Annotated in this window: 27 protein-coding genes; 7 read left to right on the plus strand and 20 right to left on the minus strand. The window is 67.5% G+C overall.

Annotated features, from left to right (window positions below; genetic code table 11):
- Positions 1 to 75 precede the first annotated feature (75 nt).
- Genes J2852_RS04590 through hisB form a run of 7 tightly spaced genes read right to left on the minus strand, consistent with a single transcriptional unit; the run spans position 76 to position 4,178 of the window.
- Complete coding sequence (locus J2852_RS04590; RefSeq protein WP_209871599.1) at positions 76 to 444, minus strand: histidine triad nucleotide-binding protein; 369 nt, start codon at positions 442 to 444, stop codon at positions 76 to 78.
- 24 nt (positions 445 to 468) lie between these two features.
- Positions 469 to 807: a phosphoribosyl-ATP diphosphatase gene (locus J2852_RS04595; protein ID WP_209871602.1), complete on the minus strand. Its 339-nt coding sequence runs from the start codon at positions 805 to 807 to the stop codon at positions 469 to 471.
- Entirely contained in the window at positions 800 to 1,585 is a 786-nt protein-coding gene (hisF, locus tag J2852_RS04600) for an imidazole glycerol phosphate synthase subunit HisF (protein WP_209871605.1), read from the minus strand. Before hisF ends, J2852_RS04595 begins: the two co-directional genes overlap by 8 nt.
- Positions 1,585 to 2,334: a 1-(5-phosphoribosyl)-5-[(5-phosphoribosylamino)methylideneamino]imidazole-4-carboxamide isomerase gene (gene hisA, locus J2852_RS04605; protein WP_209871607.1), complete on the minus strand. Its 750-nt coding sequence runs from the start codon at positions 2,332 to 2,334 to the stop codon at positions 1,585 to 1,587. The genes hisF and hisA overlap by 1 nt, the downstream gene beginning before the upstream one ends.
- Complete coding sequence (locus tag J2852_RS04610) at positions 2,331 to 2,879, minus strand: GNAT family N-acetyltransferase (protein ID WP_209871609.1); 549 nt, start codon at positions 2,877 to 2,879, stop codon at positions 2,331 to 2,333. Before J2852_RS04610 ends, hisA begins: the two co-directional genes overlap by 4 nt.
- A 2-nt stretch (positions 2,880 to 2,881) precedes the next feature.
- Positions 2,882 to 3,526: an imidazole glycerol phosphate synthase subunit HisH gene (gene hisH, locus J2852_RS04615; RefSeq protein ID WP_209871613.1), complete on the minus strand. Its 645-nt coding sequence runs from the start codon at positions 3,524 to 3,526 to the stop codon at positions 2,882 to 2,884.
- A gap of 28 nt (positions 3,527 to 3,554) precedes the next feature.
- The gene (gene hisB / locus J2852_RS04620) at positions 3,555 to 4,178 is read right to left on the minus strand and encodes an imidazoleglycerol-phosphate dehydratase HisB (protein ID WP_209871617.1); all 624 of its coding nucleotides are present in this window, start codon (positions 4,176 to 4,178) and stop codon (positions 3,555 to 3,557) included.
- Positions 4,179 to 4,313: 135 nt separating this feature from the next.
- Between hisB and J2852_RS04625 the strand changes: the two genes are divergently transcribed.
- The 3 genes from J2852_RS04625 (at position 4,314) to hslU (ending at position 7,701) form a co-directional block, all read left to right on the plus strand.
- Positions 4,314 to 5,744, plus strand: a complete 1,431-nt coding sequence (locus J2852_RS04625) for a trypsin-like peptidase domain-containing protein (RefSeq protein ID WP_209871629.1) — start codon at positions 4,314 to 4,316, stop codon at positions 5,742 to 5,744.
- A gap of 75 nt (positions 5,745 to 5,819) precedes the next feature.
- Complete coding sequence (hslV, locus tag J2852_RS04630) at positions 5,820 to 6,368, plus strand: ATP-dependent protease subunit HslV (protein ID WP_209871632.1); 549 nt, start codon at positions 5,820 to 5,822, stop codon at positions 6,366 to 6,368.
- Between the two features lie 16 nt (positions 6,369 to 6,384).
- On the plus strand, positions 6,385 to 7,701 hold the full coding sequence (gene hslU, locus J2852_RS04635) for an ATP-dependent protease ATPase subunit HslU (RefSeq protein ID WP_209871635.1): 1,317 nt from the start codon (positions 6,385 to 6,387) through the stop codon (positions 7,699 to 7,701).
- 101 nt (positions 7,702 to 7,802) lie between these two features.
- On the opposite strand, the gene J2852_RS04640 is transcribed toward hslU, so the two are convergent.
- The 10 genes from J2852_RS04640 to znuC form a co-directional block, all read right to left on the minus strand.
- Complete coding sequence (locus J2852_RS04640) at positions 7,803 to 8,456, minus strand: 3-oxoacid CoA-transferase subunit B (RefSeq protein ID WP_209871638.1); 654 nt, start codon at positions 8,454 to 8,456, stop codon at positions 7,803 to 7,805.
- On the minus strand, positions 8,449 to 9,111 hold the full coding sequence (locus tag J2852_RS04645; protein WP_209871641.1) for a CoA transferase subunit A: 663 nt from the start codon (positions 9,109 to 9,111) through the stop codon (positions 8,449 to 8,451). Before J2852_RS04645 ends, J2852_RS04640 begins: the two co-directional genes overlap by 8 nt.
- Before the next feature lie 26 nt (positions 9,112 to 9,137).
- On the minus strand, positions 9,138 to 10,679 hold the full coding sequence (locus J2852_RS04650; RefSeq protein ID WP_209871644.1) for a PAS domain S-box protein: 1,542 nt from the start codon (positions 10,677 to 10,679) through the stop codon (positions 9,138 to 9,140).
- Positions 10,680 to 10,887: 208 nt separating this feature from the next.
- Positions 10,888 to 11,289 carry a helix-turn-helix domain-containing protein gene (locus J2852_RS04655; protein ID WP_209871647.1) on the minus strand — a complete coding sequence of 134 codons (402 nt, stop codon included), beginning with the start codon at positions 11,287 to 11,289 and terminating at the stop codon, positions 10,888 to 10,890.
- Positions 11,290 to 11,295: 6 nt separating this feature from the next.
- Positions 11,296 to 11,865 (minus strand): Smr/MutS family protein, encoded by a 570-nt coding sequence (locus tag J2852_RS04660; RefSeq protein ID WP_209871650.1) that lies wholly within the window; start codon positions 11,863 to 11,865, stop codon positions 11,296 to 11,298.
- A gap of 1,319 nt (positions 11,866 to 13,184) precedes the next feature.
- Positions 13,185 to 13,865: a LutC/YkgG family protein gene (locus J2852_RS04665; RefSeq protein WP_209871654.1), complete on the minus strand. Its 681-nt coding sequence runs from the start codon at positions 13,863 to 13,865 to the stop codon at positions 13,185 to 13,187.
- 2 nt (positions 13,866 to 13,867) lie between these two features.
- Positions 13,868 to 15,289: a LutB/LldF family L-lactate oxidation iron-sulfur protein gene (locus J2852_RS04670; RefSeq protein WP_209871655.1), complete on the minus strand. Its 1,422-nt coding sequence runs from the start codon at positions 15,287 to 15,289 to the stop codon at positions 13,868 to 13,870.
- Positions 15,290 to 15,309: 20 nt separating this feature from the next.
- Positions 15,310 to 16,083 carry a (Fe-S)-binding protein gene (locus J2852_RS04675; protein WP_209871658.1) on the minus strand — a complete coding sequence of 258 codons (774 nt, stop codon included), beginning with the start codon at positions 16,081 to 16,083 and terminating at the stop codon, positions 15,310 to 15,312.
- A gap of 77 nt (positions 16,084 to 16,160) precedes the next feature.
- On the minus strand, positions 16,161 to 16,946 hold the full coding sequence (gene znuB, locus J2852_RS04680) for a zinc ABC transporter permease subunit ZnuB (protein ID WP_209871661.1): 786 nt from the start codon (positions 16,944 to 16,946) through the stop codon (positions 16,161 to 16,163).
- Positions 16,939 to 17,733 (minus strand): zinc ABC transporter ATP-binding protein ZnuC, encoded by a 795-nt coding sequence (znuC, locus tag J2852_RS04685; RefSeq protein WP_209871664.1) that lies wholly within the window; start codon positions 17,731 to 17,733, stop codon positions 16,939 to 16,941. Before znuC ends, znuB begins: the two co-directional genes overlap by 8 nt.
- Before the next feature lie 89 nt (positions 17,734 to 17,822).
- On the opposite strand from znuC, the gene J2852_RS04690 reads away from it, so the two are divergent.
- Positions 17,823 to 18,740 (plus strand): zinc ABC transporter substrate-binding protein, encoded by a 918-nt coding sequence (locus J2852_RS04690; protein WP_209871667.1) that lies wholly within the window; start codon positions 17,823 to 17,825, stop codon positions 18,738 to 18,740.
- 66 nt (positions 18,741 to 18,806) lie between these two features.
- The gene (gene dapB, locus J2852_RS04695) at positions 18,807 to 19,604 is read left to right on the plus strand and encodes a 4-hydroxy-tetrahydrodipicolinate reductase (RefSeq protein ID WP_209871670.1); all 798 of its coding nucleotides are present in this window, start codon (positions 18,807 to 18,809) and stop codon (positions 19,602 to 19,604) included.
- Positions 19,605 to 19,611: 7 nt separating this feature from the next.
- On the opposite strand, the gene J2852_RS04700 is transcribed toward dapB, so the two are convergent.
- Together J2852_RS04700 and J2852_RS04705 are read right to left on the minus strand one after the other, a co-directional pair.
- Positions 19,612 to 20,496 carry a bifunctional transcriptional activator/DNA repair enzyme AdaA gene (locus J2852_RS04700; protein ID WP_209871673.1) on the minus strand — a complete coding sequence of 295 codons (885 nt, stop codon included), beginning with the start codon at positions 20,494 to 20,496 and terminating at the stop codon, positions 19,612 to 19,614.
- 78 nt (positions 20,497 to 20,574) lie between these two features.
- Complete coding sequence (locus J2852_RS04705) at positions 20,575 to 21,078, minus strand: DUF2244 domain-containing protein (RefSeq protein ID WP_209871676.1); 504 nt, start codon at positions 21,076 to 21,078, stop codon at positions 20,575 to 20,577.
- Between the two features lie 84 nt (positions 21,079 to 21,162).
- On the opposite strand from J2852_RS04705, the gene nth reads away from it, so the two are divergent.
- Positions 21,163 to 21,807 carry an endonuclease III gene (gene nth / locus J2852_RS04710; protein WP_209871679.1) on the plus strand — a complete coding sequence of 215 codons (645 nt, stop codon included), beginning with the start codon at positions 21,163 to 21,165 and terminating at the stop codon, positions 21,805 to 21,807.
- 293 nt (positions 21,808 to 22,100) lie between these two features.
- Positions 22,101 to 23,819 carry a methyl-accepting chemotaxis protein gene (locus tag J2852_RS04715; RefSeq protein WP_209871682.1) on the plus strand — a complete coding sequence of 573 codons (1,719 nt, stop codon included), beginning with the start codon at positions 22,101 to 22,103 and terminating at the stop codon, positions 23,817 to 23,819.
- 90 nt (positions 23,820 to 23,909) lie between these two features.
- Here the strand turns inward: J2852_RS04715 and J2852_RS04720 are convergent, their stop codons facing one another.
- Positions 23,910 to 24,776 (minus strand): bactofilin family protein, encoded by an 867-nt coding sequence (locus J2852_RS04720; protein WP_209871685.1) that lies wholly within the window; start codon positions 24,774 to 24,776, stop codon positions 23,910 to 23,912.
- Positions 24,777 to 24,918 lie beyond the last annotated feature (142 nt).

Consider the following 24,918-nt stretch of genomic DNA (forward strand, 5'->3'; position numbering starts at 1 on the left):
GCAACGAAAAAGCGCCAAGGTTTCCCCCGGCGCCCCAAACTCTCTCGGCAATGTTTCACGTGGATCGTTGCACGATCACGCCTTGGCGAGCATCCGTCCCAGGTCGCGGCCGGCGAAGACGTGGATGTGGAGGTGCGGAACCTCCTGATGCGCGTCCGCACCGCAGTTCGACAGGATGCGGTAACCGGGCTCGACGGCGCCGGCCTGACGGGCCACCTCGCCGACGGCGCGGAACAGGCCGGCAATCTCGGCCTCCGACGCCTTGGCGGTGAAGTCGTCCATGTCCACGTACGGGCCCTTCGGGATCACCAGGATGTGGGTCGGGGCCTGCGGGTTAATGTCGTGGAAGGCCAGGGCGTGCTCGGTCTCCATGACCTTCTTGCACGGGATCTCGCCGCGCAGGATGCGGGCGAAGATGTTGTTCGGATCGTAGGTCTTGGCCATCTCGCTATCCCCCGTCTAAGGTTCTTAGGCTTTGCGCGCCTTCTTTTCGGCGATGCCGCTGGTGCCCTCGCGCTGGGCCAGCTTTTCCCACACCTCGGCCGGTTCCAGCCCGGCGTCGGCCCACAGCACCATCAGGTGGTAGAGCAGGTCCGCCGATTCCGAGGCGAGCGCCGCCTTGTCGCCCTGCACCGCTTCCAGGATGGCCTCGACCGCCTCTTCGCCGACCTTCTGGGCGATTTTGGAGGTGCCCCGGCTGAACAGCTTGGCGGTGTACGAGCTTTCCGGATCGCCGCCCTTGCGCGACAGCACCGTCGCGTAAAGGCGGTCGAGAACCTCAGCGCTGAGCTTCGTATCCTCAGCCATGGGCCATCTCCACACCGCGCGCCGGGCGCACGGGGATGCCGGCCTCGGCGAGCGCCGCCTTGGCCTGACCGATGGTGTAGGTGCCGAAGTGGAAAATGGAGGCCGCCAGCACCGCCGTGGCGTGGCCCTCGCGGATGCCTTCCACCAGATGGTCCAGCGTGCCGACGCCGCCGGAGGCGATGACGGGGATGCGCAAGGAATCCGCCACCTTGCGGGTGAGGGCGAGGTCAAAGCCGCTCTTGGTGCCGTCGCGATCCATGGAGGTCAGCAGGATCTCGCCGGCCCCGTAAGATTCCATGCGCTTGGCCCACTCCACGGCGTCGATGCCCGTGGCCTTGCGGCCGCCGTGGGTGAAGATCTCCCAACGGCCCGGTTCCACCTGCTTGGCGTCGATGGCGACGACGATGCACTGGGCGCCGAACTTCTCGGCGGCTTCCTGCACGAACTCCGGCCGGTGGATGGCGGCGGTGTTGATCGACACCTTATCGGCCCCGGCCAGCAGCAGCTTGCGGATGTCCTCCACCGCGCGCACGCCGCCGCCGACGGTCAGCGGCATGAACACCTGCTCGGCGGTGCGGCGCACCACGTCGTAGATGGTGTCGCGGTTCTCGTGGCTGGCCGTGATGTCCAGGAAGGTCAGCTCGTCCGCACCTTCGCGGTCATAGACGCGGGCCTGCTCCACGGGGTCGCCGGCGTCCACCAGATCGACGAAGTTGACCCCCTTCACCACCCGGCCGTCCTTGACGTCCAGGCAGGGGATGACGCGCATCTTCAGCATCAGGCGGCATCCCCGGAGACAGGGGCGGCGGACAGCAGCTCCAGCGCCGCCGCCGGGTCGATGCGCCCGTCGTACAGCGCGCGGCCGCAGATGACGCCTTCGATGCCCGTGTGCTCTTCCTTCTTCAGTGCAACCAGATCGTCGATGGACGACACGCCGCCGGACGCGATGACCGGCGTGGTCAGGTGGAAGGCCAAGTCGGATGTGGCCTCGACGTTCACGCCGCCCATGGCGCCGTCGCGGTTGATGTCGGTGTAGATGATGGCCGCGACGCCGCAATCCTCGAACTTCAGCGCCAGATCCAGCGCCTTGATGTTGGAGGTCTCGGCCCAGCCGGCGACGGCGACGTAGCCTTCACGGGCGTCGATGCCCACGGCGACCTTGCCGGGGAATTCCTTGCAGGCTTCCTTGACCAGCTCCGGCTCGCGTAGCGCGACCGTGCCCAGGATGACGCGGCTGACGCCTTTGTCCAGCCACATGCCGATGGTCTTCAGGTCGCGGATGCCGCCGCCCAGCTGCACCGGGATGTTGACCGCGCCCAGGATGCGCTCCACCGCCTGACCGTTGACCGGCTTGCCCTCGAAGGCGCCGTTGAGGTCGACGAGGTGCAGCCACTCGAACCCCTGGCTCTGGAACAGGCGGGCCTGCTCGGCGGGATCGGTGTTGAAGACGGTGGCCTGGCTCATCTCGCCGCGCAGAAGCCGAACGCAGGCACCGTCCTTGAGGTCGATGGCGGGGTAAATGATCATCGCGGTGTCTCGTCCTGTGCGTTGTCCGGGGAGAGCTCTTTCACATAGAAATGTCCGGCAAGCCTTTTGCCGTCCACGAGCGCATAGAAGGGATGCGTCCCCCAGCGCTTGAACCCGAGGTCTTCGTAAAGCCGGATGGCGGCGTCCTGCGTCTCGCGCACGTCGAGGTTCAGGATGCGGAAGCCGCAAGCCCGCGCCTCGTCCTCCACCGCTTGCGTCAACTTCTTGGCCAGCCCGTGGCCGCGCGCCCAGGGGGCGACGAAGTTGGTGGTCAGCGTGGCGGCGTGGGCCTGCGCCTCGTTGTTGCGCGCCGGCTTCAGCAGCTGGGCCGATCCGGAGATGACGCCGTCGAGCCGCGCCACGAACAGGATGCGCTCCGGCACGACCAGAACGCCTTTCCAGTAACGCTCCATGATGTCGCGCGCTGGCGGGGCGACCCAGCCGAAGCCGCCGCCGGCTTTGATGGCGTCGTCGGTGGCGTCGCACAGGTCGTGCAGGTCGCCAGTCTTCAGCGTCTCGACGCGCTCGATGGCGATGTCCGCCATGCTCAGACCCGCCACGTCAGGAAGTTGGCGACCAGCGCCAGACCAGTGGCTTGACTCTTTTCCGGGTGGAACTGGGTGCCGACCAGATTGTCGCGCCCGACGACCGCGGCGAAGGGGCCGCCGTAATCGGCCGTGGCGATCACCTCGTCCGGGCTCTCCACCGCGAAGCGGTAGGAATGGACGAAATAGGCGTGCGCGCCCTCCGGCAGGTTCGCCAGGATCGGGTGCCGGTGGCGGACGTTCAGCTCGTTCCAGCCCATGTGCGGGATCTTCAGCGTGGGATCGCTGGGCTCCAGCTTCACCACCTCGCCCTTGATCCAGCCGAGCCCTTCGGTGACGCCGAACTCGCGCCCGCGCTCGGCCATCAGCTGCATGCCGACGCAGATACCCAGGAAGGGACGGGCCTTCTGGTGCACCACCTCCTCCAGAGCGTCGAGCATGCCGGGGACTTCCGACAGGCCGCGCTTGCAGTCGGCGAAGGCGCCGACGCCCGGCAGCACCACGCGGTCGGCCTTGCGCACCGCGTCGGCGTCGGAGGTCACCAGAATCTGGGCGGAGGCGCCGGACTCCGCCGCCGCGCGCTCCAGCGCCTTGGCAGCGGAACGCAGGTTGCCGGAGCCGTAATCGATCAGCGCAACGGTTTCCATGATCTCGGAAAGCCTTGTCCTAAGAACCTTAGAGGGAGCCGCCCAGCGTGCCCTTGGTGGAGGGAACGGCGTCGCGCTTGCGCGGGTCGATCTCGATGGCGGCGCGCACCGCGCGGGCGAGCGCCTTGTAGCAGCTCTCCACGATGTGGTGGTTGTTCTCGCCGTACAGGCATTCGACATGCAGCGTCACGCCGGCCGCCATGGCGAAGGCCTGGAACCATTCGCGGAACAGCTCGGTGTCCATGTCGCCGATCTTGTCGCGGCTGAAGGACACCTTCCAGATCAGATAGGGCCGGTTGGAGAAGTCCAGCGCCACGCGGGTCAGCGTCTCGTCCATCGGCACATAGGCGCTGCCGTAGCGCTGGATGCCCTTGCGGTCGCCCAGAGCCTTCGCCACCGCCTGACCGATGGCGATGCCCGTGTCCTCGGTCGTGTGGTGATAATCGATGTGCAGGTCGCCGTCCGCCAGGACCGTCAGGTCCATCAGGCTGTGCCGGGACAGCTGTTCCAGCATGTGGTCGAGGAAGCCGACGCCCGTCTTCACGTCATAGACGCCGGTGCCGTCCAGGTTCACGGCCACGCGGATGCGGGTTTCGGTGGTGTTCCGCTCGATCGAGGCGCGGCGGACGCCATTGGCAGGGCTCTGGTCCATGAAATCGGTATTTAGCAGGAAGCGCCCGCACGCGCCAGCGGTGCATCCCCGGATTCGTCTATGACCGGTCCGACGATTGCCGTACATGCGTGTGCAGGTTATGGTTTTATGCACGCAACACGCGCATAACCCGATATGATCCCCTCGCGACGCTTTTTCCCGGCCTTGGCGGCCGCTCTCCTGCTGGCCTCCTGCGCTTCTCTCGACGCGCTGCCGGAACCGAAACCGTCCGCTCCGGTCGCGCGCGGCTCGACCGAACCGGTGCGTTTCGGAGAGTTGTCGCTGGGCTCCATGCGCCGGGGCATGACCATCGGGCGCTACATCTGGGACATCGACTGCGCGCCGCCCTACGAGGATGTCTATTGGACCAGCGGGCGGAACCTGCACGAGAACTCCACCTTTGCGGAGCGCTTCGCCGAGGTGTTGACCGACGCTGGCTTCGACGTTGCCGGCCGTCTCGGCGGAACGATGGAAGCCGACGCCGACCGCAAGCGGGCGCGCTACGTCGTCCAAGGCGACCTGCGCGACGTGCGGCTGGAGCTGTGCCACCGCAAGCACTGGCTGACCGGCAGTGGAAAGGGCATTTCCGGCACCGGCAACCTGCGCGTGGACTGGTCGGTGTTCGACGCGGACACGGGGCAGCTCGCCCACCGCGTCACCACCACGGGCGTGGCTCGCAAGGAGGCCGGCGTGCCGCAAGGCAACGTGATGCTCATCGAGGAAGCCTTCTCCACGGCGGCGGCGGCGCTGGCCGCCGACCCCGGCTTCCGGGCGGTCCTGTCGCGCGGCGGGGTGGTGGAGCCGAGCGGCCTTGCGTCAACCGTGTCAACGGCGTCAACTCCCGCTCCGGTTCCGGAAGGCGGTGCGTCAACCGGCCCCGCGCCGCTTTCACCGCCCCCGCGCGGCTCCGTGATCATTGCCTCTCCCGCCGCGGCCCAGGATTTCGTCGACGATCCCACCGCCCGCGCCTCGGCCGCGACCGTGCGCGTGGGGGAGGGCAGGGGCGTCGTCATCGGCGACGCGGACGGGCAATCGGTGATCCTGACCGCCGTGGCCGCTATTGACACAACTGTCAACATCCGCCCGGCGCAGGGTGTGACACTTGACGGTGCGGTCGTGGCGCGCGACGCGCTCAGCGGGCTGGCGCTGGTCCGCGTCCCGGCGCGTCTGACCGCCATGCCCGTGCGGTCCGGCGGTCCTGCGGTCAGCGAGCCCGTCACCGCCGTCCTCAAGGGCGGGGACGAGGCGGCATCGGGCATCGTGGCTGCCTTGCGTCCAGACCTGCGCATGGGCCTCGACCTCCTCCAGGCCGATCTGACCGGGCCGGATCCGGCGCTCGGCGACCCGCTGGTGGATGATGCCGGCAGCCTTCTGGGTCTCGCCATGGCACCCCGGCCGCTCGGCGGGGTGTCGGCGCACGGGCTGGCCGCTTTCGTCCCGGTGGGGGAGGCGTTGAGGCGCATGGGCGTGCGGTTGACGGGCGCGCGGTTGACACAAGCGGCACCCCAAAGGGCGAAGCCCGGACCCGACGTCAGGCTTGACGGGAACCGCCGTCCCCCCACATAGACCCGTGTCCCTGTGTGCCTATAAAGGCGTGTTCCTTTCGGGCACGAGGGTTTTGCCCCTTTGAACACGGTCCCTATGACTTCCCACGATCCCATTCAGTGGCACGGCACCACCATCCTGTCGGTCCGCAAGAACGGCCAGGTGGTGATCGCCGGCGACGGGCAGGTGTCCGTCGGCCAGACGGTCATGAAATCGAACGCCCGCAAGGTGCGCTGGCTTGCCGGCGGCACCGTGATGGGGGGCTTCGCCGGTGCCACCGCCGACGCCTTGACCCTGTTCGAACGGCTTGAATCCAAGCTGGAGCAGCACCCCGGCCAGTTGACCCGCGCCTGCGTGGAGATGGCGAAGGACTGGCGCACCGACCGTTACCTGCGCCGCCTGGAAGCCATGATGGCGGTGGCCGATCGCGAGGTCAGCCTCATCCTGACCGGCAACGGCGACGTGCTGGAACCGGAGGACGGCCTGATCGGCATCGGCTCCGGCGGGTCCTACGCGCTGTCGGCGGCGCGCGCGCTGGTCGACATCGACGGCATGGACGCGGAGGCCATCGCGCGCAAGGCGATGAAGATCGCCGCCGGGATCTGCGTCTACACCAACGAAAACGTCACTCTTGAAAAGCTCTGACAGAGGGGCACACGTCATGACCGCCGCCTTCAGCCCCCGCGAGATCGTTTCCGAACTCGACCGCTACATCGTCGGCCAGCACGAGGCCAAGCGCGCGGTCGCCATCGCGCTGCGCAACCGCTGGCGCCGCCAGCAACTGCCGGAGGGCTTGCGCGAGGAGGTTCTGCCCAAGAACATCCTGATGATCGGCCCGACCGGCGTCGGCAAGACCGAGATCGCGCGCCGTCTGGCGAAGCTCGCCCAGGCGCCCTTCCTGAAGATCGAGGCGACCAAGTTCACCGAGGTCGGCTACGTCGGCCGCGACGTGGAGCAGATCGTCCGCGACCTCGTCGAGGCGGCCATCGGCATGACCAAGGAGCGCCTGCGCAAGGAGGTCGCCGCCAAGGCCGAGCTGCGCGCCGAGGAGCGCGTCATCGACGCCCTGTGCGGCGACAACGCCAGCGCCGAGACGCGGCAGAAGTTCCGCAAGATGCTGCGCGAAGGCTCGCTGAACGACAAGGAGATCGAGGTCCAGGTCGCCGACACCGGCGCCGGCTCCCTGCCGACCTTCGATGTTCCTGGCATGCCGGGCGCCCAGATGGGCATGCTCAACCTGAACGACATCTTCGGCAAGGCGTTCGGCGGCCGCACCAAGGCCCGCCGCATGACCGTGGCCGAGAGCTACACCGTTCTGATGGCCGAGGAGTCGGACAAACTTCTGGACCAGGAAAAGGTCGTTTCGGAAGCGATCCAGTCGGTCGAACAGAACGGCATCGTCTTCCTGGACGAGATTGACAAGATCTCCGCCCGCTCCGACTATAAGGGCGGCGCCGACGTCAGCCGCGAGGGCGTGCAGCGCGACCTGCTGCCGCTGATCGAGGGCACGACGGTCAGCACCAAGCACGGCGCGGTCAAGACCGACCACATCCTGTTCATCGCGTCCGGCGCCTTCCACCTCGCCAAGCCGTCCGACCTGCTGCCGGAGCTGCAAGGCCGCCTGCCGATCCGGGTGGAGCTGAAGGCCCTGACCCAGGACGACTTCAAGCGCATCCTGACCGAGCCGGAAGCGAGCCTCATCAAGCAGTACAAGGCGCTGATGAAGACCGAGGACGTGGACCTCGTCTTCACCGACGATTCCATCGACGAGCTGGCGCGGCTGGCGGCCGACATCAACGCCACGGTCGAGAACATCGGCGCCCGCCGCCTGCACACGGTGCTGGAACGCCTGCTGGAGGAGATCAGCTTCACCGCCAGCGACAAGCCCGGCCAGACCATCACGATTGACGCAACCTACGTCCGTGAACAGGTCGGCGGTCTGGCGAAGAACGCGGATCTGTCGAAGTTCATCCTGTAAGGTGAAAGGCGCGAGGGACACTGTCCCTCGCTCTGCGGGTTCCAAGGGCCCTCCGGCCCTTGGCCGGTGGGTGTGGGAGGGCGGCGCCCTCCCACGAACTCTCACGCCGCCAGGGCCATTTCCGGCACGTTGGCCGGGACGATCAGCTCCGCCTCGGTGGCTTTCAGCACGTCCTGAACACTGACGCCCGGCGCGACCTCGCGCAGGACGAGGCCCTTTTCGGTCGGTTCGATCACGGCCATGTCGGTCACCACGAGGCTGACGCGGCGCACCGAGGTCAGGGGCAGGGTGCAGCGCTTGACGATCTTGGACTCACCCTTGGCGCTGTGCTGCATGGCGACGATGACGCGCTTGGCCCCGGTGACGAGGTCCATGGCGCCGCCCATGCCGGGCACCATCTTGCCGGGCACCATCCAGTTGGCGAGGCGCCCTTCCTCATCGACCTGGAGGCCGCCCAGCACGGTGATGTCCAGGTGGCCGCCGCGGATCAGGCCGAAGGACATGGCGCTGTCGAAGGAGGCGGCGCCGGGAAGCGCGCTGATCGGGTTGCCGCCGGCGTCGGTCAGGTCGGGATTCTCCGCGCCCGCGATGGGGCCGGACATGCCGACGATGCCGTTCTCCGACTGGAAGAAGACGTGCCGGCCGGCGGGGATGTAGCGGGCGACCAGCGTCGGCAGCCCGATGCCGAGGTTGACGAGGTCACCGTCGGCCAGCTCCAGGGCGACGCGCTTGGCGATCAGGGTCTTCTCATCCATGGCGCTTCTCCTGGGCAATCACGTGGTCCACGAGGATCGACGGGGTGACGACCGTGTCCGGCGGGATGCAGCCGAGCGGCACGATGTCCTCGGCCTCGGCGATCACGGTGGTCGCGGCCATCGCCATCAGCGGGTTGAAGTTGCGGGCGGTCAGCGCGTAGGTGAGGTTGCCGTAATAGTCGGCCTGCTTGGCCCCGATCAGGGCGAAGTCGGCCTTGATCGGTAGTTCCAGCAGGAAGGTCTTGCCGTCGATCTCGACGGTTTGCTTGCCCTCTTCCACGGTAGTGCCGACGCCGGTCGGTGTCAGCACGCCGCCGAGGCCGACACCGCCCGCCCGGATGCGCTCCGCCAGCGTGCCCTGGGGGACCAGCTCCATCTCGATCTCGCCGGTGATCATCTGGCGCTGGGTTTCGGGGTTCAGGCCGATGTGGCTGGTGATGACCTTGCGAACCAGCTTTTCGACCACCAGCTTGCCGATGCCCTGGCCGGGGCGGGCGGTGTCGTTGCCGATGACGGTCAGGTCGCGCTTGCGCTGGCGGACCAGCTCGTCGATCACGCGGTGCGGGCTGCCGACGGCCATGAAGCCGCCGATCAGAAGCGAGGCGCCGTCCGGGATCAACGCGACGGCGTCAGCCAAGGGAATCAGTTTCTTCATGGGGTGCTCGTCTCCAGACGGGTCCGTCACCAGTCGGCGACGAAGCGCTCCTTGGGCAGATGGATGATGACCGAGGTGCCGGAGCCCTCCTGGGAGCGGATCTCCAGCCGGCCGCCGTGCTGCTCGACCAGCGACTTGGCGATGGACAGGCCAAGGCCGATGCCCTCGTGCCGGCGGGCCAGCGTGGCGTCGCCCTGGACGAAGGGCTGGAAGACGGTCTCCAGCCGGTCCTCGGGGATGCCGAGGCCGCTGTCGAACACCTCCGCCACCAGGGCGCCCCGGCTGTCCACGCGGGCCGACACGCCGATGCGCCCGCCCTCCGGCGTGAACTTGATGGCGTTGGACAGCAGGTGCAGCAGAACCTGTTTCAGCGCGCGGGGATCGGCCAGCAGGGGCGGCAGCTCCGCCGCGATGTCGGCCTCGACGCGCAGCTTGCCGCGCTCCGCCCGCTTGGCGACGAGGCGCAGGCAGGACACCACCACGTCGCGGAAATCGCAGAGCGATTCCTCCAGATCGACGCGGCCGGCCTCGATGGTGGCCATCTCCAGCAGGTCGTTGATGTTGGCAAGCAGCAGTTCGCCCGACCGTTTGATTTCGGCCACGTAGGTCAGATACATCGGGTTTTCCAGCGATCCCAGCATCTGCTGGTGGATCACGTCGGCGAAGCCCAGGATGCCGTTCAGCGGGGTGCGCAGCTCGTGGCTCATGTTCGCCAGGAAGGCGGTCTTGGCACGGTTGGCCATCTCCGCCGCCTCCTTCGCCTCGATCAGCGCCAGCTCGGCCGCCTTGGTGTCGCTCATGTCGCGCAGCATGGCGACGAAGACCTGGAAGCCCGGCAGGTCGATGTCCGACAGCGACAGCCAAGCCGGGAAATCGGTGCCGTCGCGCCGCCGCGCCGTGACCTCGCGCCCGATGCCGATGACGCGCTTTTCCCCCGTGGTCATGTAGCGGTGCATGTAGTGGCCGTGCCGCGCGGCCTCGTCCGGCGGCATCAACATATGGATGTGCTGGCCGACCAGCTCGTCGGGGCGGTAGCCGAGCAGCGTTTCGGTCGCCCGGTTGACGCTGATGATGATGCCGCGCCGGTCCACGGTCAGGATGGCCTCGACCGCCTGTTCGACGATGGCGCGGTTGCGCGCCTCGCTGCGTTGAAGCTCCTCTTCCGCCAGCCGGGTGGAGGTGACGTCCTCGATGACGGCGGCGATCGCCTGAAGCCGCCCGTCCGGACCACGCAGCAGCGAAGGCCGGATGGTGGCGCGCACCACCGTGCCGTCGGCGCGCAGAAAGCGCTTCTCGAACGGAGCGGGCGCCGTCCCGCTCTGGACGACGCGGGCGAAGCGCTCGTTCTCCCACGCCCAATCCTCGGGGTGGGTGATGGCGGACACCGGCCGGCCGGCAAGGCTTTCCGGCGCGCAGCCCAGCATACCGGCGAACGCGGCGTTCGCGGCCAGGATGGCGCCGTCCGGCCCGGCCAGGACCATGCCGACCGACGCGCTTTCGAACAGGGTGCGGAAGAGCGATTCCGGGTGGTAACCGCCCTGCGCCCAAGTTCCGGTCTCGGCGGTCATGAAATGATCCTGCGGGGACGGGGGTGAGGGCGAGGCGTCATCAAGCTTTCCGGAACACGGGGGTTCGCACGCCGGGACCGGTCTCCCCGTACGGCGACGCCCATACATAAGCTTGATCTTGTGCAAAATCGACCTGAAACGTCCGGTAATCAAAGCCTGGGGTGCGACCGATTATCCCACAACCCTGGAGGGGCTTACCCGTGGGGTTTCAGCGGCGCCGTCCACCCGCGCGCCGCCGGGCCGGGCCGCAGCGGGCCAACGTCTCGTCGAGCACGCCCAGGAGCTTATCGAGCGCGCCGTCGTCCAGGTCGTGGATTCTTTCGGCCAAGCGGTTCGCCAGCTCCGTGGCCTTGGGGTTCAGGCCGGCGGTGTCCACGGTCACGCGCGGGTGCGACAGGTCGGCCAGCCGCTCCAACTCCTCCGCCTCGTCCCAGATGATGCCGAAATAGGCGCAGATCTGGCGGACGAGCTGCGGCGAGGGCTGGCCGCGTTTGCCGTGCTCCAGCGCCGAAAGGTAGGCCGAGGATATGTGGAGGTCCGCCGCCATCTGCTTGAGCGTCACGCCCCGAGCCTCGCGCAGCGAGCGAACCCGTTCGCCGAACGGTGTCATGGCCGGCTAGTCCTTACGGTCTCGGCGCCGCTTGATCAAGACGTACAGCGCGCCCTCGCCGCCGTCCTTCAACTGGGCCGACTGCACGGCCAGCACCATCGGCCGCAGCGGCGCGTCGGCCAGCCAGCGCGGCACCGCTTGACGCAACACGCCGGTGCCGCCCGTGTAGGTGCCCTTGCCGGTGATGACCAGCACGCAGCGCCGCCCCTCATGCCACGCCCGGTGGACGAAGGCGGCCAGCGCGCCGTGCGCCTGGGCCTGGGTCATGCCGTGCAGGTCGATCCGCCCGTCGATGACCAGTTCGCCGCGCCGGAAACGGTCGGCGGTGCGGCGGTCGATGTTGGCGACCGAGCCGGGGGTCAGCGGCGGCATCTCTGGCCGGCCCGTCTTTGGCTTGCCGGCGCGGGACGGCGCGACCGGGGGCGGCGCGGCGGTCGTGGCGATCGGTTCCGGTTCCGCAACGAGCGGCGGCAACTCAGGCTCCTCGACGGTGCGGCCGGGCATCGGCTCGGCGTCGCGCATGGCGATCCGCCACAGGCGCCGTTCCTCGGTGGTGACCGAGCGGCGGCGGCTCATGGCCGGCACCCCGGGCCTTGCGGAGCGGCGGGGCAGGGAAATGCGGATCGGGACACGGGGGCCGGAACGGTTCGGGGTCAAGGCGATGGACAGGGATAAAGGCCCTTCACCGCCTTATGTCAACCGCCCTTCTCCTACTTTTGGGGAGGGGGAGGGGGCGTGCCGTGCGGATTGGTTACCGGCGCACCATTCCCCGGATTATGCATCGTTGTGCAAATTGTGCATAAGCGTAGATCTGCACAACGGTTCAAAGTTGCCGATTTACGGATAAATGCAATTTTGTTGTTTTATGTGTATACGATTACTTTATATTTTGGCGTACAATGATATGGAAAAGAATGAAATGAAGAGCACCAACCGGTGCAGAGTCATGAATAATCCAAAGGAAAAAACCTTCAGAAACCAAGAACTTTTATTTCACCTTCAGATTAATTAAAATATTTTTTAATCTTTTCTACTCCCGATGGAAATAATATCGAAAATTAATCACCAGCTTCATTTCTAATTTAACAGCTCTACTACGAATGCGAATCCCTGGAAAATCCAAGTAATTATAAGATAGATCAACACAGATCCTAACATAAAAACAAACCCTTTTACTAGGAGAACTCGAGCCTTCCTGGCGTGGTGCCGCCCTTCCTCTGTAAGAGCAGAGTCATCAAATAGCATAAATCTTAACTCAAGCTCATATTTCCCGTAAATCTTCCCGCTTTCTCGCTCAGTGTGCATTATAGCTTTGTCTAAGTGATCCCTTGATCTGGAATGAAAGAAAAGACCAGCTACAAAAGAAGAAAATACAAATACCCCAAGTATCGTCCTCAATTCTATCGGTAGCATCTTAGGCCTCGAAGATTGTTATCCTTTGTATTAATGATGATTAAGACACGTCCACACACGGCGTCGCCAGTACCATTCCACCTGAAAAAGATTCGCCCGCATAGCTAACCCTACAACGTTTTCACGCCGTTCCGCTCGTCCGTCGACAGGGCATGAATCTTGACGCTCTACCCTGGAGCACGTTGGTCTGCCGATCCTCCAGCATGGCCTCCTGCCCGCACCAGGGGCCTACCAGCCGCCAAGCACTTTTTCACTGTATGTTGCATTGGCCCCTGTGATTTCTCAAAAAAACCCTCTCCTGCAAGGGAAGTGGGGTTGACCCGTCCGGCAGGACGGGAACGGAACCGTCGCGCATCTTTGTCTACGGCGATTATCCCTCATCCCAACCCTTCTCCCCACTGGGGAGAAAGGGCATAGGCGCAAATCGGCTGTTAATGCCAGCAGGGTAGCGGAACTGCCGAAACAAAGCAAGAACGTGACCGTCAGCCCGCATCGTCCTCGATCAGCAGGATGTGCAGGCGGCGGGGGCCGTGGGCGCCCAGTTCGATGCGCTGTTCGATGTCGCCGGTGCGTGACGGGCCGGTGATGAGGTTGACGGTGCGCGGCATCGCCCCCGGCATCGCGGCGCGCAGGCGGTCCCAGGCGTCCTCGTAGGTGCCGACGACCTCGCCGCGCTTCAGCACGACGATGTGCGTGTCGGGCATGAAATTCAGCGTCGTCGGATGTTCCGGACCCGAAATGAGCATTAGTGTACCAGTCTCCGCCACGGCCGCGAAGGCACCGGTGACCGAGATGGCGTCGGGATCGCGGGCGCGGCCCCTGGTGACGGTCAGGGTCGGGCGCTGGTCCCAGGGCACCGCGTCGAGCTTGGGGTCGGGGGCGACGCGGATCTCGGCGGGCAGGTTCAGGCCGGCGAGATATTCCGCGACGGCGCGCGGCACCTCGTCCAGGCTGGGCAGCCGTTCGACCGTCGCCGCGACCTCCGTCGCCATGGTGGCGAACAGCTCGACCTGATCGGCGTGGGGGATCTGGGCGCGGGCGGGGACGAGGTTGCGCGGGTGGGTGGCGAGGCGCCGGCGGGCCTCGTCGGCGCCATCGGCAGAACCGAGCGCCTTGCGGATGCCGCCTAGGATCTGGGCGCGGGCGGAGGAGGTGTCGGCCATGGTCAGCGTTTTCCTTTCCGTTCCGCCCATTGCTGCTGGAAGGTCTTGCCCTCGGGCGCGGGCATGTCGCGGTGGCGGGTCCAGCCTTCGGCGAGCGGCAGGCGGGCAAAGCGGCCCTTGCCGCGGCCGAGCGCGCCCAGCGCCTTCACCGCCATGCGCGTCGCGGCGTGGTACAGCGCCGGGCGCCGGGCGAACCAGCCCCAGACGCCGAGGCCCCGGCGCATGGTCGCCGGCTGCAAGCCCTGCTCGAACTCCTTCTCGCGCCAGTGGCGCATCATCTTCGGCAGGGGGATGCGCATGGGGCAGACCGCCTCGCACCGCCCGCAGAAGGTGGAAGCGTTAGGCAGGTGTCCGGCCTCCTTCACGCCCAGCAGGGCGGGCTGCATGACCGACCCGATCGGCCCCGGATAGACCCAGCCGTAGGCGTGCCCGCCGACCGAACCGTAGACCGGGCAGTGGTTCATGCAGGCGCCGCAGCGGATGCAGCGCAGAACGTCCTGGAATTCCGTGCCGAGCAGCGCCGACCGCCCGTTGTCGAGCAGGACGACGTGGAACTCCTCCGGCCCGTCCACGTCGCCGGGGCGCTTCGGTCCGGTGGAGACGGTGGTGTAGGCCGACGCCTCCTGACCCGTCGCGGAACGCGCCAGCAGGCGCAGCACCAGCGTCGCGTCCTCCAGCGTCGGGACGACCTTGTCGATGGTGGCGATGACGACGTGAATCCGGGGCAGGATTTGCGTCAAGTCGCCGTTGCCCTCGTTGGTCACGATGATGGTGGAGCCGGTCTCCGCAATCATCAGGTTGGCGCCGGTGATGCCGACCTCGGCCTCCTGGAACTTGCGGCGCAGGACCTGCCGCGCCTCGGCGATCAGAACCTTCGGTTCGTCCAGCAGGCGGTCGCGGGGAAGCTCCGTGTGGGCGTCGCGGAAGGTCTCGGCCACGTCCTCCTTGGACAGGTGGATGGCCGGGGCGATGATGTGGCTGGGCGGCTCGTGGCGAAGCTGGATGATGTATTCGCCCAGATCCGTCTCGATGGGGATCAGGCCGTTGGCTTCCAAATAATCGTTGATGCCGATCTCCTCGGCGATCATCGACTTGCCCTTGGTGACGGTCCTGGCGTTCGCCTTGCGGCAGATACCCAGGATGGCGTCGCGCGCTTCCTGGTCGGTGCGGCACCAGTGAACGTGGCCGCCCTGCTCCGTCACCTTGGCCTCGAAGGCTTCCAGGTAGGTGTCGAGGTTGGCCAGCACATGGTTCTTCAGGTCGCGGCCCTGGTCGCGCAGAGCCTCGAACTCGGGCAGGCGTTCCGCAGCCTTGCGGCGCTTCTCGACGAAGCCGGTGCCGGCGGTGGAGAGAACCTTTTGCAGGCGCTCGTCGCTGAGGGCCTTGCGGGCGTTCTCAGGGAAGGCGTGGGTGGTCGGGTGCATGGGGCCGGTCCTCCGCGCGTTCAGGTCTTGTCACCGATGGGGGGCGCCTCGTCCGTGACGCCGGCCAGCACCTCGGCGACGTGACGCACGCGAATTGGGGAGCCTTCGCGCTTCAGCTTGCCGGCCATGTTCAGCAGGCAGCCCATGTCGCCGGCCAGCAGCGTGTCGGCACCGGTCTTCGTGATGTCGGCGATCTTCGCCTCGACCATATGGTTGGAGATATCCGGGTACTTGACGCAAAAGGTGCCGCCGAAGCCGCAGCACACCTCGGCGCCGGGGAGTTCATTGATCGTCAGGCCGTCCACCGAGTTCAGCAGGCGGCGGGGCTGTTCCTTGATGCCCAGCTCGCGCAGGCCCGAACAGCTGTCGTGGTAGGTGACGGTGCCGTCGTAGCGCGCCTCGACGTTGGTGACGCCCAGCACGTCGGCGAGGAAGGAGACCAACTCGTACGTGCGCGCCGACAGGTGGTGGGCGCGGGCGGCCCAGGCGGGATCGTCGGCCAGCAGTTCCTTGTAGTGATGCTTAATCTGCCCGCCGCAGGAGCCGGAAGGGACCACGACGTAGTCGAACCCCTCGAACGCCGCGATGGTGTTGCGGGCGAGGTCGGCCGCCGTCTTGCGGTCGCCGGAATTGAAGGCCGGCTGGCCGCAGCAGGTCTGCGCCGACGGCACCTCCACCGTGCAGCCGGCATCCTCCAGCAGCTTGACGGCGGCGAAGCCGACGGTGGGGCGGAACACGTCCACGAGGCAGGTGACGAACAGCCCAACCCTGGGCGCGGGGCGCTGGTCCGACATGGAGTTTGGTGCTTCTAGGTTGGTCTCCCTGGGAGAACGACTGTAGGTGGTCGTACCGGGGATGGCAACGGGGCCGGTCAGTTTCGCGCTGGCACCACGGCACTCAGCATAAACAGGGCGGCGGCGGCGACCACGACGCTCGGGCCGCCGGGCAGGTCCCAGGTCATCGAGGCGAACAGTCCGCCCAGAACCGCCGCCATGCCGATGACGGAGGCCAGCACCGCCATGATCTCCGGCGTGCGGGCGAAGCGGCGCGCGGCTGCTGCCGGGATGATGAGGAGGGAGGTGATCAGCAGGATGCCGACGATCTTCATCGCCGCCGCGATCACCAGCGCGATCAGCAGCATGAAGGCCAGCCGCAGCGCCTCGACCGGCATGCCCTCGACGCGAGCGAGATCCTCGTCCACGGTCACGGCCAGCAGGCGGCGCCACAGCAGGATCAGGCCGGCCAAGGCGACCGCTCCGCCGCCGTAGATCCAGGCGAGGTCGGTCGGGGTCACGGACAGGATGTCGCCGAACAGATAGGCCACCAGATCGACGCGCAGCGTCTCCAGGAAGGCCAGCGCGACGAGGCCGAGCGACAGGGACGAGTGCGACAGGATGCCCAGCACCGTGTCGGAAGCCAGCGCGCGGTGCCGTTGCAAGCCAACGAGGGCGAGGGCCAGGGCGACGCAGACGCCGATCACCCCGACCATGGGGTTGGTGCCCAGGATAAAGCCCAGCGCCACGCCCAGCAGGGCGGAGTGGGCCAGCGTGTCGCCGAAATAGGCCATGCGCCGCCACACGACGAAGGACCCCAGCGGCCCGGCCAGCAGGGCGATGCCGCAGCCGGCGGCCAACGCGCGAAGAATGAAGTCATCCATGGCAGCAGTCTCCGCCCTCGCCGGGCACGACGGTGCCGTCGCCGGCGTGGGCGTGGTCGTGACGGTGGACGTAGACCGCCAGATCGGCGGCGTGGCGGCCGAACAGGGCGTGGTATTCGGGGTGGCGGCTGACATCCTCCGGGGAGCCGTGGCAGCAGACGTGCCGGTTCAGGCACAGCACCCGGTCGGTACGCGCCATCACCGTGTGCAGGTCGTGGCTGACCAGCAGCACGCCGCAGCCGCGCGAGCGGCGCAGCGCCTCAATGCGGCTGAACAACTCGGCCTGGCCATGCACGTCCACGGCTTGGTCGGGCTCGTCCAGCACCAGCAGGTCGGGGTCGCCGAGCAGGGCGCGGGCCAGCAGGACGCGCTGCATCTCGCCGCCGGAGACGGACTGCACCGGGCTGTCGGCAACGTGCGTCACGCCAGCCTCGGCCAAAGCCGCTTCGATGCGCGCGGCGGTGGTCGGGCGCCACAGGGCGAGGAAGCGGCGGACCGTCAAGGGGAGGGTTGCGTCAACTGTCAACCGCTGCGGCATGTAGCCGATGCGCAGGCCCGGCCGGCGCCGCACCTCCCCATGAGACGGGCGCACGAGGCCCAGCACGGCGCGCACCAGCGTCGTCTTGCCGGCGCCGTTCGGGCCGATCAGCGTGACGACCTCGCCGGGGTGCACCTGGAGGTCCACGTGATCGAGGATCACGCGCCCGCCCAGGCGCACGGAGAGGTGCCTTGCGTCAACAAGCGCGGCTGCAAGCGGATCTGATGTGCCGAGAGGCTGGATTGACATGTTATGTTATAACGTGACATTGGTTCCGGCGAACACCCGTATGCGCCCGAAACGGCCGCCTGTCCAGCCAGACGAAAGGGAACTCCGCCATGCGCTTCGCGCTGCCTCTGCTTGCGACCGTTCTGCTTGCCTCCCCGGCTTTGGCGGAGGTGCCGAAGGTGGTCGCCTCGATCAAGCCGGTGCATTCGCTGGTCGCCTCGGTCATGCAGGGGGTGGGGGAGCCGGCGCTGGTCGTGAAGGGTGCCGCCTCGCCGCACACCCACGCGCTGAAGCCGTCGGACGCCAAGGCGCTGGCCGACGCGGATCTGGTCTTCTGGATCGGGCCGGAACTGGAAGGGTTCCTCGCCAAGCCGTTGCAGGCGACGGCGAAGAAGGCCACGGCCGTGGAACTGCTGGAGGCGAAGGGGGTGCGGCTGCTCGACGCGCGCGAGGGCGGGGCGTGGGACGACCATGGGCACGGCCATAAGCATGACCATGAGCACGGGCATGAGGAGGCCAACACCCACATCTGGCTCAGCCCCACCAACGCCCGCGCCATGGTTGACGCAATCGCGGCGGAGTTGACGCAAAAGGACCCGGCCAACGCGGCGGCCTACAAGGCGAACGCGGAGCGCACCGCCCGGCGCATCGAGGACCTGGACGCGGAGCTGAAGGCCGCGCTGGCGCCGGTGACGGGCAAGCCCTTCGTCGTCTTCCACGATGCCTACCAGTATTTCGAGGCGCATTACGGGCTGAACGGCGTTGGCGCCATCACCGTCAACCCGGAGCGCCGCTCCTCGGCCAAGCGGCTGTCGGACATCCGCGCCAAGATCACCGCGCTGGGTGCGGCCTGCGTCTTCGCCGAACCGCAGTTCGAACCGGCGCTGGTTGACACAATCGTCGAGGGGACCAAGGCGAAGAAGGGCGTGCTGGATCCGGAGGGAGCCGATCTGCCCGACGGGCCGGACCTCTACCCGACGCTGATGCGCAACGTCGCGGCGGCGCTGACGGGCTGCCTCGGCTCTTAAGCCGCGCCGATTCCTGTGCTAGACCCTAAGGGCTAATTCTGTGAGCGAATACTGGGGGAGGCTGGCATGAAGATCGGGGTCGTCGGGTGCGCGGGGCGCATGGGGCAGATGCTGGTGCGCGAGATCGCCGCCACGCCGGGCTGCACGCTCGCCGGCGGCACGGAGCGGGTCGGCGGCCCGGCGCTGGGCAAGGACCTTGGCACGCTGGCCGGGATCGACGCGTTGGGCGTGGTCGCCATCGACGACGCGGCGGCGCTGTTCGCCGAGGCCGACGCGGTGATCGACTTCACCAGCCCCGACGCCACCGTGCGCCATGCGGCGCTGGCCGCGCAGTCAGAAACGGTGCTGGTCATCGGCACCACCGGCATCGGCCCGGCGCAGCAGGAGGCCATCGCCCAGGCCGCCACCCACACCCCCATCGTCCAGTCGCCGAACATGTCGCTGGGCGTCAACCTGCTGCTGGCCCTGGTCGAGCAGGTGGCCCACACGCTGGGCGACGACTACGACATCGACATCCTGGAAATGCACCACCGCAACAAGGTGGACGCGCCCTCGGGCACGGCGCTGGGCCTCGGGCGCGCGGCGGCGGCGGGCCGGGGCGTGCCGCTGGAGGACGTCTGGCAGAAGGTCCGCGACGGCCACACCGGCGTGCGTCCGCGCGGCGAGATCGGCTTCGCCACCCTGCGCGGCGGCGACGTGATCGGCGACCACACCGTGGTGTTTGCTGGCGACGGCGAGCGGATCGAACTGACTCACAAGGCGTCCGGCCGCCAGATCTACGCCAAGGGCTCGGTGCGTGCCGCCCTGTGGGCCAACGACAAGAAGCCGGGCCTCTACAGCATGAAGGACGTGCTGGGGATGTGAATCCCCCTCACGCCGCCGCTTCGCTGTCCTCCGTGGCGCGCGCCTGTTCCCAGGCGAGCAGGGCGCGCTTGCGGGGGATGCCGTAGCGGTAATTGTGGATGATCCCCGACTTCTGAATGACCCGGTGACAGGGGATCAGCACGCAGACCGGGTTGCGCCCGACCGCCGCGCCCACCGCGCGCATGGCGGTCGGCTGGCCGACAGCGCGGGCCACGTCCTCGTAAGACACGACGGCGCCGGAGGGAATGCGCATCAGCGCCTCCCACACCTTGATCTGAAAGTTGGTGCCCTTCATCAGCAGGCGCAGCGGCGCATGGTTTGAACCATCCCAGCCGAAGGCGCGGGAGGCGACGGGGAGGGTGGCGTCGGCGTCCTCGACCAGACGGGCGGCGGGCCAGACGGTGCCAAGCTCGTCCAGCGCGTCGCGGCCGTCCGGCCGTTCGGCGAAGCTCAACCAGCAGACGCCGCGCTCGGTCGTGCCGACCAGCGACGGGCCGAAGGGCGTCTCGTGCAGGCCCCAGCGGATGGTCAGGCCGCCGCCCAGCGCCTTGTACTCGCCGGGGGTCATGGCCTCGCAGGCGACGAACAGGTCGTGCAAACGGGATGGGCCGCTGAGACCGACGTCCAGCGCCACGTCCAGCACGCTGCGGTTCTCGGCGAGCAGGCGCTTGGCGTGGTCCAGCGTCAGGAACTGCACGAAGCGCTTCGGGCTGATACCGGCCCAGCGGGTGAACAGGCGCTGGAAATGGAAGGGGCTGATGCCGGCGACCTCGGCCAGATCCTCCAGCGAGGGCTGGTCCTGCCAGTTGTCGACCAGATGCCGGATGGCGCTGGCGATGGCGCGGTAATGCTGTGCGTCAACCGGGTCGGTGTCGGTGTTCATGCACGGCATGGCGAATGCTCCCTGGCTCCATGAAGGGCTAGAGAATGCGCCGTTCCAGGGGGGCGACCAACCCGATTCTTGCGCTTGTCAGAGAGCCGGTTCCGGGGGGCAGGGGGCGCGGCGCCACGCCACGAGTGCGCCGTTCAGGGCCTTGGCGAACTCGGCCCGCTCGTCCGGGGAAAGGAAGGAGCCGACCACCACCGACTGCCCGTGCGAGGTCAGGGTCACTTGGCTCTCGTGGCGGGGCGGGTCGTCCATGCTGACGCGCAGCCAGTAGGGCTGAAAGGTCCAGCGCTTCTCCGGCGCCTTCCAGGCGACGCGCTGGACGGTCAGGTCGGTGTCGGTCAGGCGTACCCGCTCGTAAAGCCGGGCGGAGCGGTAGTTGACGCGGAAGGCCAGCCACAGGATCAGCACGTCCAGACCGCAGAAGGGTACCACCGGCCAAGCCCCGCTGGCGACGAAAATGCCGGCGATCAGCAGGTTCGCCAGGATCACCACGCCCATGAGGACGCGGAAGCCCCGGCGCCCCAGGCTGCGGTGGGGGTGCAGGATCGCGTCGAAGAACACGCGGGGAGCGCGGGTCATGGTCATATGACGAATCTAATACGCCTCCGAACGGCCGGTAAAGCGACAGTTTGCCTGTGGGGGGCGGCTGCGGTTATCCTTCCGGTCATCATGAAGCCCGCCGCCATCGAAGAGTTCTTCCGCCGCCTCAGCGCCGCCAACCCGGAGCCGAAGAGCGAGCTGGAATACGTCAACCCCTACACGCTGCTGGTCGCCGTCGTCCTGTCCGCACAGGCCACCGACGTTGGCGTCAACAAGGCCACGGGGCCGCTGTTCCAGGTCGTTACGACTCCGCAACAGATGATTGATCTGGGGGAGGAACGGCTGCGCGGCTACATCAAGACCATCGGCCTGTTCAACACCAAGGCCAAGAACGTCATCAAGCTGTCGGAGATCCTGGTGAAGGACTTCGGGGGCGAGGTGCCGCGCGACCGTGAGGCGCTGGAAACGCTGCCGGGGGTCGGGCGCAAGACGGCCAACGTGGTCCTGAACGTCGCCTTCGGCGAGGAAACGATGGCGGTGGACACCCACATCTTCCGCGTCGGCAACCGCACGACCATGGCGCCGGGCAAGACGCCGGACGCGGTGGAGCAGAAGCTGTTGAAAGTGGTGCCCAAGCCTTACCGCCGTCACGCGCACCACTGGCTGATCCTGCACGGGCGCTATGTGTGCAAGGCCCGCAAGCCGGATTGTCCGACCTGCCCGGTGAGTGATTTGTGCGGGTTCAAGGAGAAGACGAAGGCCGATAACGCATAAAGCCGGCTGTCCACATTTCTGGTCGCCGGGCGCAACCTGTCCGCGAGCGCTGCCTTTCGGAGGCTGCGTTCCGTGAGCCACGACGGCTTCACTCGATGCGCAAATCTCCCTGATGTTGCACGCGGAGCCTGTATTTTAGGCGCTCTGCCCGTTTCTGCGTCACGAAATACCCGAGTGAAACAGTTCGTTAAGCCCCTCTCTCCACTCTTTGGCCTACGGAATAAGAGATAAGCCGGAACAAACGGCAACGGAGAATCCAGCCGCCGCCGGGCGGTTTGCATGGAGGGGCGAGAATGATTTGGTACAACAACCTGCGCATCGGCTGGCGCTTGCTGATCGGCTTCGCCGCCGTGATCACGCTGTTGGTGGTGAACGTCGGCGTCGCGCTGGTGATGACCAGCGGCGGCAAACGGATGGCGACCACAATCGCCGAGGTGCGCATGCCCACGGCCTTGGCCAGCAACGGCATCTACGCCAACCTGACGGAATCGCTCGCGTCCATGCGCGGTTTCCTGCTGACCGGAAACCCGGCGGCGCGGACCGAGCGGGCCGTGAGCTGGGCGGAAATCGACCGCCTGCGCGTTGACATGGACCGCCTGTCCGCCTCCTGGATTTTGGACGCCAACCGGCGCGCCTGGGCCGAGGTGACGCCGCTGCTCGATGAGCTGCGCAAGGCGCAGGACGCCGCCGAAACGGCCGCCATCGCCAACGACCGTGAACGCGCCATCAGGATCCTCGCCGAGGAAGCGATGCCACGGGCGGCGCGGTTGCGGCTGCTGCTTGCCGGGGGAAAGGACGCCGCGGGCCAGACGGTGGATGGCATCGCCAACAGCCAGCGAACCCTGCTGGAAGGCGACGCGAACGACATGCTGGTCGCGGCCGACCGCCTCATGCTGTCGCAGATGGTCATGCTGGCGCTGGGGCTGATGATCGCGGCGGGCGCGGTGCTGTTGACGTCGCGCTCCATCGTGCGACCGCTGACGACCATGACCGACGCGATGCGCCGCTTGGCCGGCGGCGATCATGGCACCGACATCCCGGCGACCGAGCGGCGCGACGAGATTGGCGTGATGGCGCAGGCCGTGCTGGTCTTCAAGCAAGGCATGGTGGCCGCCAGCGAGGCCGCCGAGCGCGAACGCGTCGAGCAGGCCGCCCGCGAGCGCCGGGCCCGCGCCATCGAGGAGTTGACCGGCCGCTTTGACCACGACGCCAGCACGGTTCTGGGCGAGGTCTCGTCCGCGGCGGTGCAGATGCAGGGAACCGCCAGCCAGCTCTCGGCAAACGCGGAGCAGACGACGCGCCAGTCCACGGCCGTGGCGGCAGCCTCCGAACAGGCCTCGGCCAACGTGCAGACCGTCGCCACCGCCACGGAGGAGCTGGCCGCCTCCGTGCAGGAAATCAGCCGTCAGGTCGCCCAATCCGCCGTCATCGCCAGTGAGGCGGTGGCGCAGGCCGGACGGACCGACGAAGCCATGCGCGGGCTGGCCTCGGCCTCCGAGGAGATCGCCAAGGTCATCGATCTGATCATGCAGATCGCCTCGCAGACGCGGCTTCTGGCGCTCAACGCCACCATCGAGGCGGCGCGGGCCGGTGAGATGGGCAAGGGCTTCGCCGTCGTGGCGGCCGAAGTCAAGGCGCTGGCCGACCAGACGACGCGCGCCACGGATGAGATCGCCGTCAAGGTGACCTCGATCCAGGGCGAGGCGCAGGGCGCGGTGTCGTCCATCGGCGCCATCATGGAAACGATCCGGCGCATCAGCGACGTCTCCAGCACCATCGCCGCAGCGGTGGAGGAGCAGCAGGCGGCCACGCAGGAAATCGCCCGAAACGTTCAGCAGGCGGCCCTGGGAACCCAAGAGGTGTCGAGCAACATCGTCGGCGTCAACCGTTCCGCCGCCGACACGGGTGCGGCGGCACACCAGGTGCTCGGCGCGGCCGACACATTGTCGGGCCAAGCCGGCGTGCTGAAGTCGAAGGTGGAGGTGTTCCTTTCGGCGGTGAAGGCGGCTTAAACGCCGCGGCCTCCGCCGAGCGGACAGGAAAAAGCCCGGCGCGGACTGTGGTCCGGCCGGGCTTTTTTCGTTTCAGCGATGGCGCAGTGTTTACTCGCCGTCGACGACCGCGAGGGACGGGGCGGCCGGAGCGGCTGCCGGGGCCGCCTTCGGAGCGGCGTTCACCTGCTGGATGTCGCCGGACAGAATGCCGCCGGCCTCGACCGCCAGCTCACCGAACTTGATCGAGCCGGTGATCTTGCCGGTCGAACGCACGGTCAGGCGGCCGCGCACGGTGATGTCGCCTTCGAAGCGGCCGCCGATGTCGGCCTCGTCGATCTCGACCGAGCCCTTGAACAGGCCGGTGTCGGCGATCTCGATGGAGCGGCCGTCGCGCAGCTTGGCCTCCACGGTACCCTCAACCACCAGCACGTCGCAGGAGCCGATCTCACCGTTCAGCGAAATGTCGCGGCCGACGATCAGGCGGCGGTGGTCGGACGGCAGCGAGGAGGACGGCGCCGGAGCGATCGGAGCCGCAGCGGCTGGCGTCACGGGCGTGGGGGCGACCGGCGCGCCGAAGCCTTCGGGCTTGCGCGGGGCGACGCCCGGCAGATCGACCGTGCGACGCGGAATGTCGGTCGGCTTGAAGCTGGCACCGGGAATGGAGGCGCCGGTCGGCGGCTTCGGGGTGCTGGTGTTCATCTCGGGTCCCTTGTCGGAAAACGGCGGGCGGTAGGCCGGTGCCGGGGTCTGCGGAGCCGTGGCCTGCGGAACGGCCGGGGAGGACGTCGGCGCGGACGTTGCCGGGGAAGCCGGAACCGCCGCCGGGGCCGCGTTCAGGGAGGAGAGCGGCGACGCCGTTGTGGCGGGGGTTACCGAGGGCTCGGCGGTGCCCGCCTCCGGTGCGGCCACGCGGGCCGCGTCGGCGCTTTCGGTCTTCGGCGCACCGACGGGCGGATTCTTTCGTCCGAACAGCATGAACGTTGATCCCCTGGTCAGTCAGGTCGAGGTCAGTCAGGTCATCAAGGCGGCTTCGGATGACGGGCGCTCCGATCGGAACCGGCCGAAAAAAGCCCACCCAAGCGGGGTAACACGGTCATCCGGCCGGCCGCAAGTGGGC

Origin of the sequence: Azospirillum soli (assembly GCF_017876165.1) — a bacterium.
Lineage (GTDB): Bacteria > Pseudomonadota > Alphaproteobacteria > Azospirillales > Azospirillaceae > Azospirillum > Azospirillum soli.

Bases quoted from the DNA above. Each gene is read 5' to 3' on its own strand.
- J2852_RS04590 (WP_209871599.1), bottom strand. From the start codon at position 444: ATGGCCAAGACCTACGATCCGAACAACATCTTCGCCCGCATCCTGCGC.
- J2852_RS04595 (WP_209871602.1), bottom strand. From the start codon at position 807: ATGGCTGAGGATACGAAGCTCAGCGCTGAGGTTCTCGACCGCCTTTAC.
- hisF (WP_209871605.1), bottom strand. From the start codon at position 1,585: ATGCTGAAGATGCGCGTCATCCCCTGCCTGGACGTCAAGGACGGCCGG.
- hisA (WP_209871607.1), bottom strand. From the start codon at position 2,334: ATGATCATTTACCCCGCCATCGACCTCAAGGACGGTGCCTGCGTTCGG.
- J2852_RS04610 (WP_209871609.1), bottom strand. From the start codon at position 2,879: ATGGCGGACATCGCCATCGAGCGCGTCGAGACGCTGAAGACTGGCGAC.
- hisH (WP_209871613.1), bottom strand. From the start codon at position 3,526: ATGGAAACCGTTGCGCTGATCGATTACGGCTCCGGCAACCTGCGTTCC.
- hisB (WP_209871617.1), bottom strand. From the start codon at position 4,178: ATGGACCAGAGCCCTGCCAATGGCGTCCGCCGCGCCTCGATCGAGCGG.
- J2852_RS04625 (WP_209871629.1), top strand. From the start codon at position 4,314: ATGATCCCCTCGCGACGCTTTTTCCCGGCCTTGGCGGCCGCTCTCCTG.
- hslV (WP_209871632.1), top strand. From the start codon at position 5,820: ATGACTTCCCACGATCCCATTCAGTGGCACGGCACCACCATCCTGTCG.
- hslU (WP_209871635.1), top strand. From the start codon at position 6,385: ATGACCGCCGCCTTCAGCCCCCGCGAGATCGTTTCCGAACTCGACCGC.
- J2852_RS04640 (WP_209871638.1), bottom strand. From the start codon at position 8,456: ATGGATGAGAAGACCCTGATCGCCAAGCGCGTCGCCCTGGAGCTGGCC.
- J2852_RS04645 (WP_209871641.1), bottom strand. From the start codon at position 9,111: ATGAAGAAACTGATTCCCTTGGCTGACGCCGTCGCGTTGATCCCGGAC.
- J2852_RS04650 (WP_209871644.1), bottom strand. From the start codon at position 10,679: ATGACCGCCGAGACCGGAACTTGGGCGCAGGGCGGTTACCACCCGGAA.
- J2852_RS04655 (WP_209871647.1), bottom strand. From the start codon at position 11,289: ATGACACCGTTCGGCGAACGGGTTCGCTCGCTGCGCGAGGCTCGGGGC.
- J2852_RS04660 (WP_209871650.1), bottom strand. From the start codon at position 11,865: ATGAGCCGCCGCCGCTCGGTCACCACCGAGGAACGGCGCCTGTGGCGG.
- J2852_RS04665 (WP_209871654.1), bottom strand. From the start codon at position 13,865: ATGGCCGACACCTCCTCCGCCCGCGCCCAGATCCTAGGCGGCATCCGC.
- J2852_RS04670 (WP_209871655.1), bottom strand. From the start codon at position 15,289: ATGCACCCGACCACCCACGCCTTCCCTGAGAACGCCCGCAAGGCCCTC.
- J2852_RS04675 (WP_209871658.1), bottom strand. From the start codon at position 16,083: ATGTCGGACCAGCGCCCCGCGCCCAGGGTTGGGCTGTTCGTCACCTGC.
- znuB (WP_209871661.1), bottom strand. From the start codon at position 16,946: ATGGATGACTTCATTCTTCGCGCGTTGGCCGCCGGCTGCGGCATCGCC.
- znuC (WP_209871664.1), bottom strand. From the start codon at position 17,733: ATGTCAATCCAGCCTCTCGGCACATCAGATCCGCTTGCAGCCGCGCTT.
- J2852_RS04690 (WP_209871667.1), top strand. From the start codon at position 17,823: ATGCGCTTCGCGCTGCCTCTGCTTGCGACCGTTCTGCTTGCCTCCCCG.
- dapB (WP_209871670.1), top strand. From the start codon at position 18,807: ATGAAGATCGGGGTCGTCGGGTGCGCGGGGCGCATGGGGCAGATGCTG.
- J2852_RS04700 (WP_209871673.1), bottom strand. From the start codon at position 20,496: ATGCCGTGCATGAACACCGACACCGACCCGGTTGACGCACAGCATTAC.
- J2852_RS04705 (WP_209871676.1), bottom strand. From the start codon at position 21,078: ATGACCATGACCCGCGCTCCCCGCGTGTTCTTCGACGCGATCCTGCAC.
- nth (WP_209871679.1), top strand. From the start codon at position 21,163: ATGAAGCCCGCCGCCATCGAAGAGTTCTTCCGCCGCCTCAGCGCCGCC.
- J2852_RS04715 (WP_209871682.1), top strand. From the start codon at position 22,101: ATGATTTGGTACAACAACCTGCGCATCGGCTGGCGCTTGCTGATCGGC.
- J2852_RS04720 (WP_209871685.1), bottom strand. From the start codon at position 24,776: ATGCTGTTCGGACGAAAGAATCCGCCCGTCGGTGCGCCGAAGACCGAA.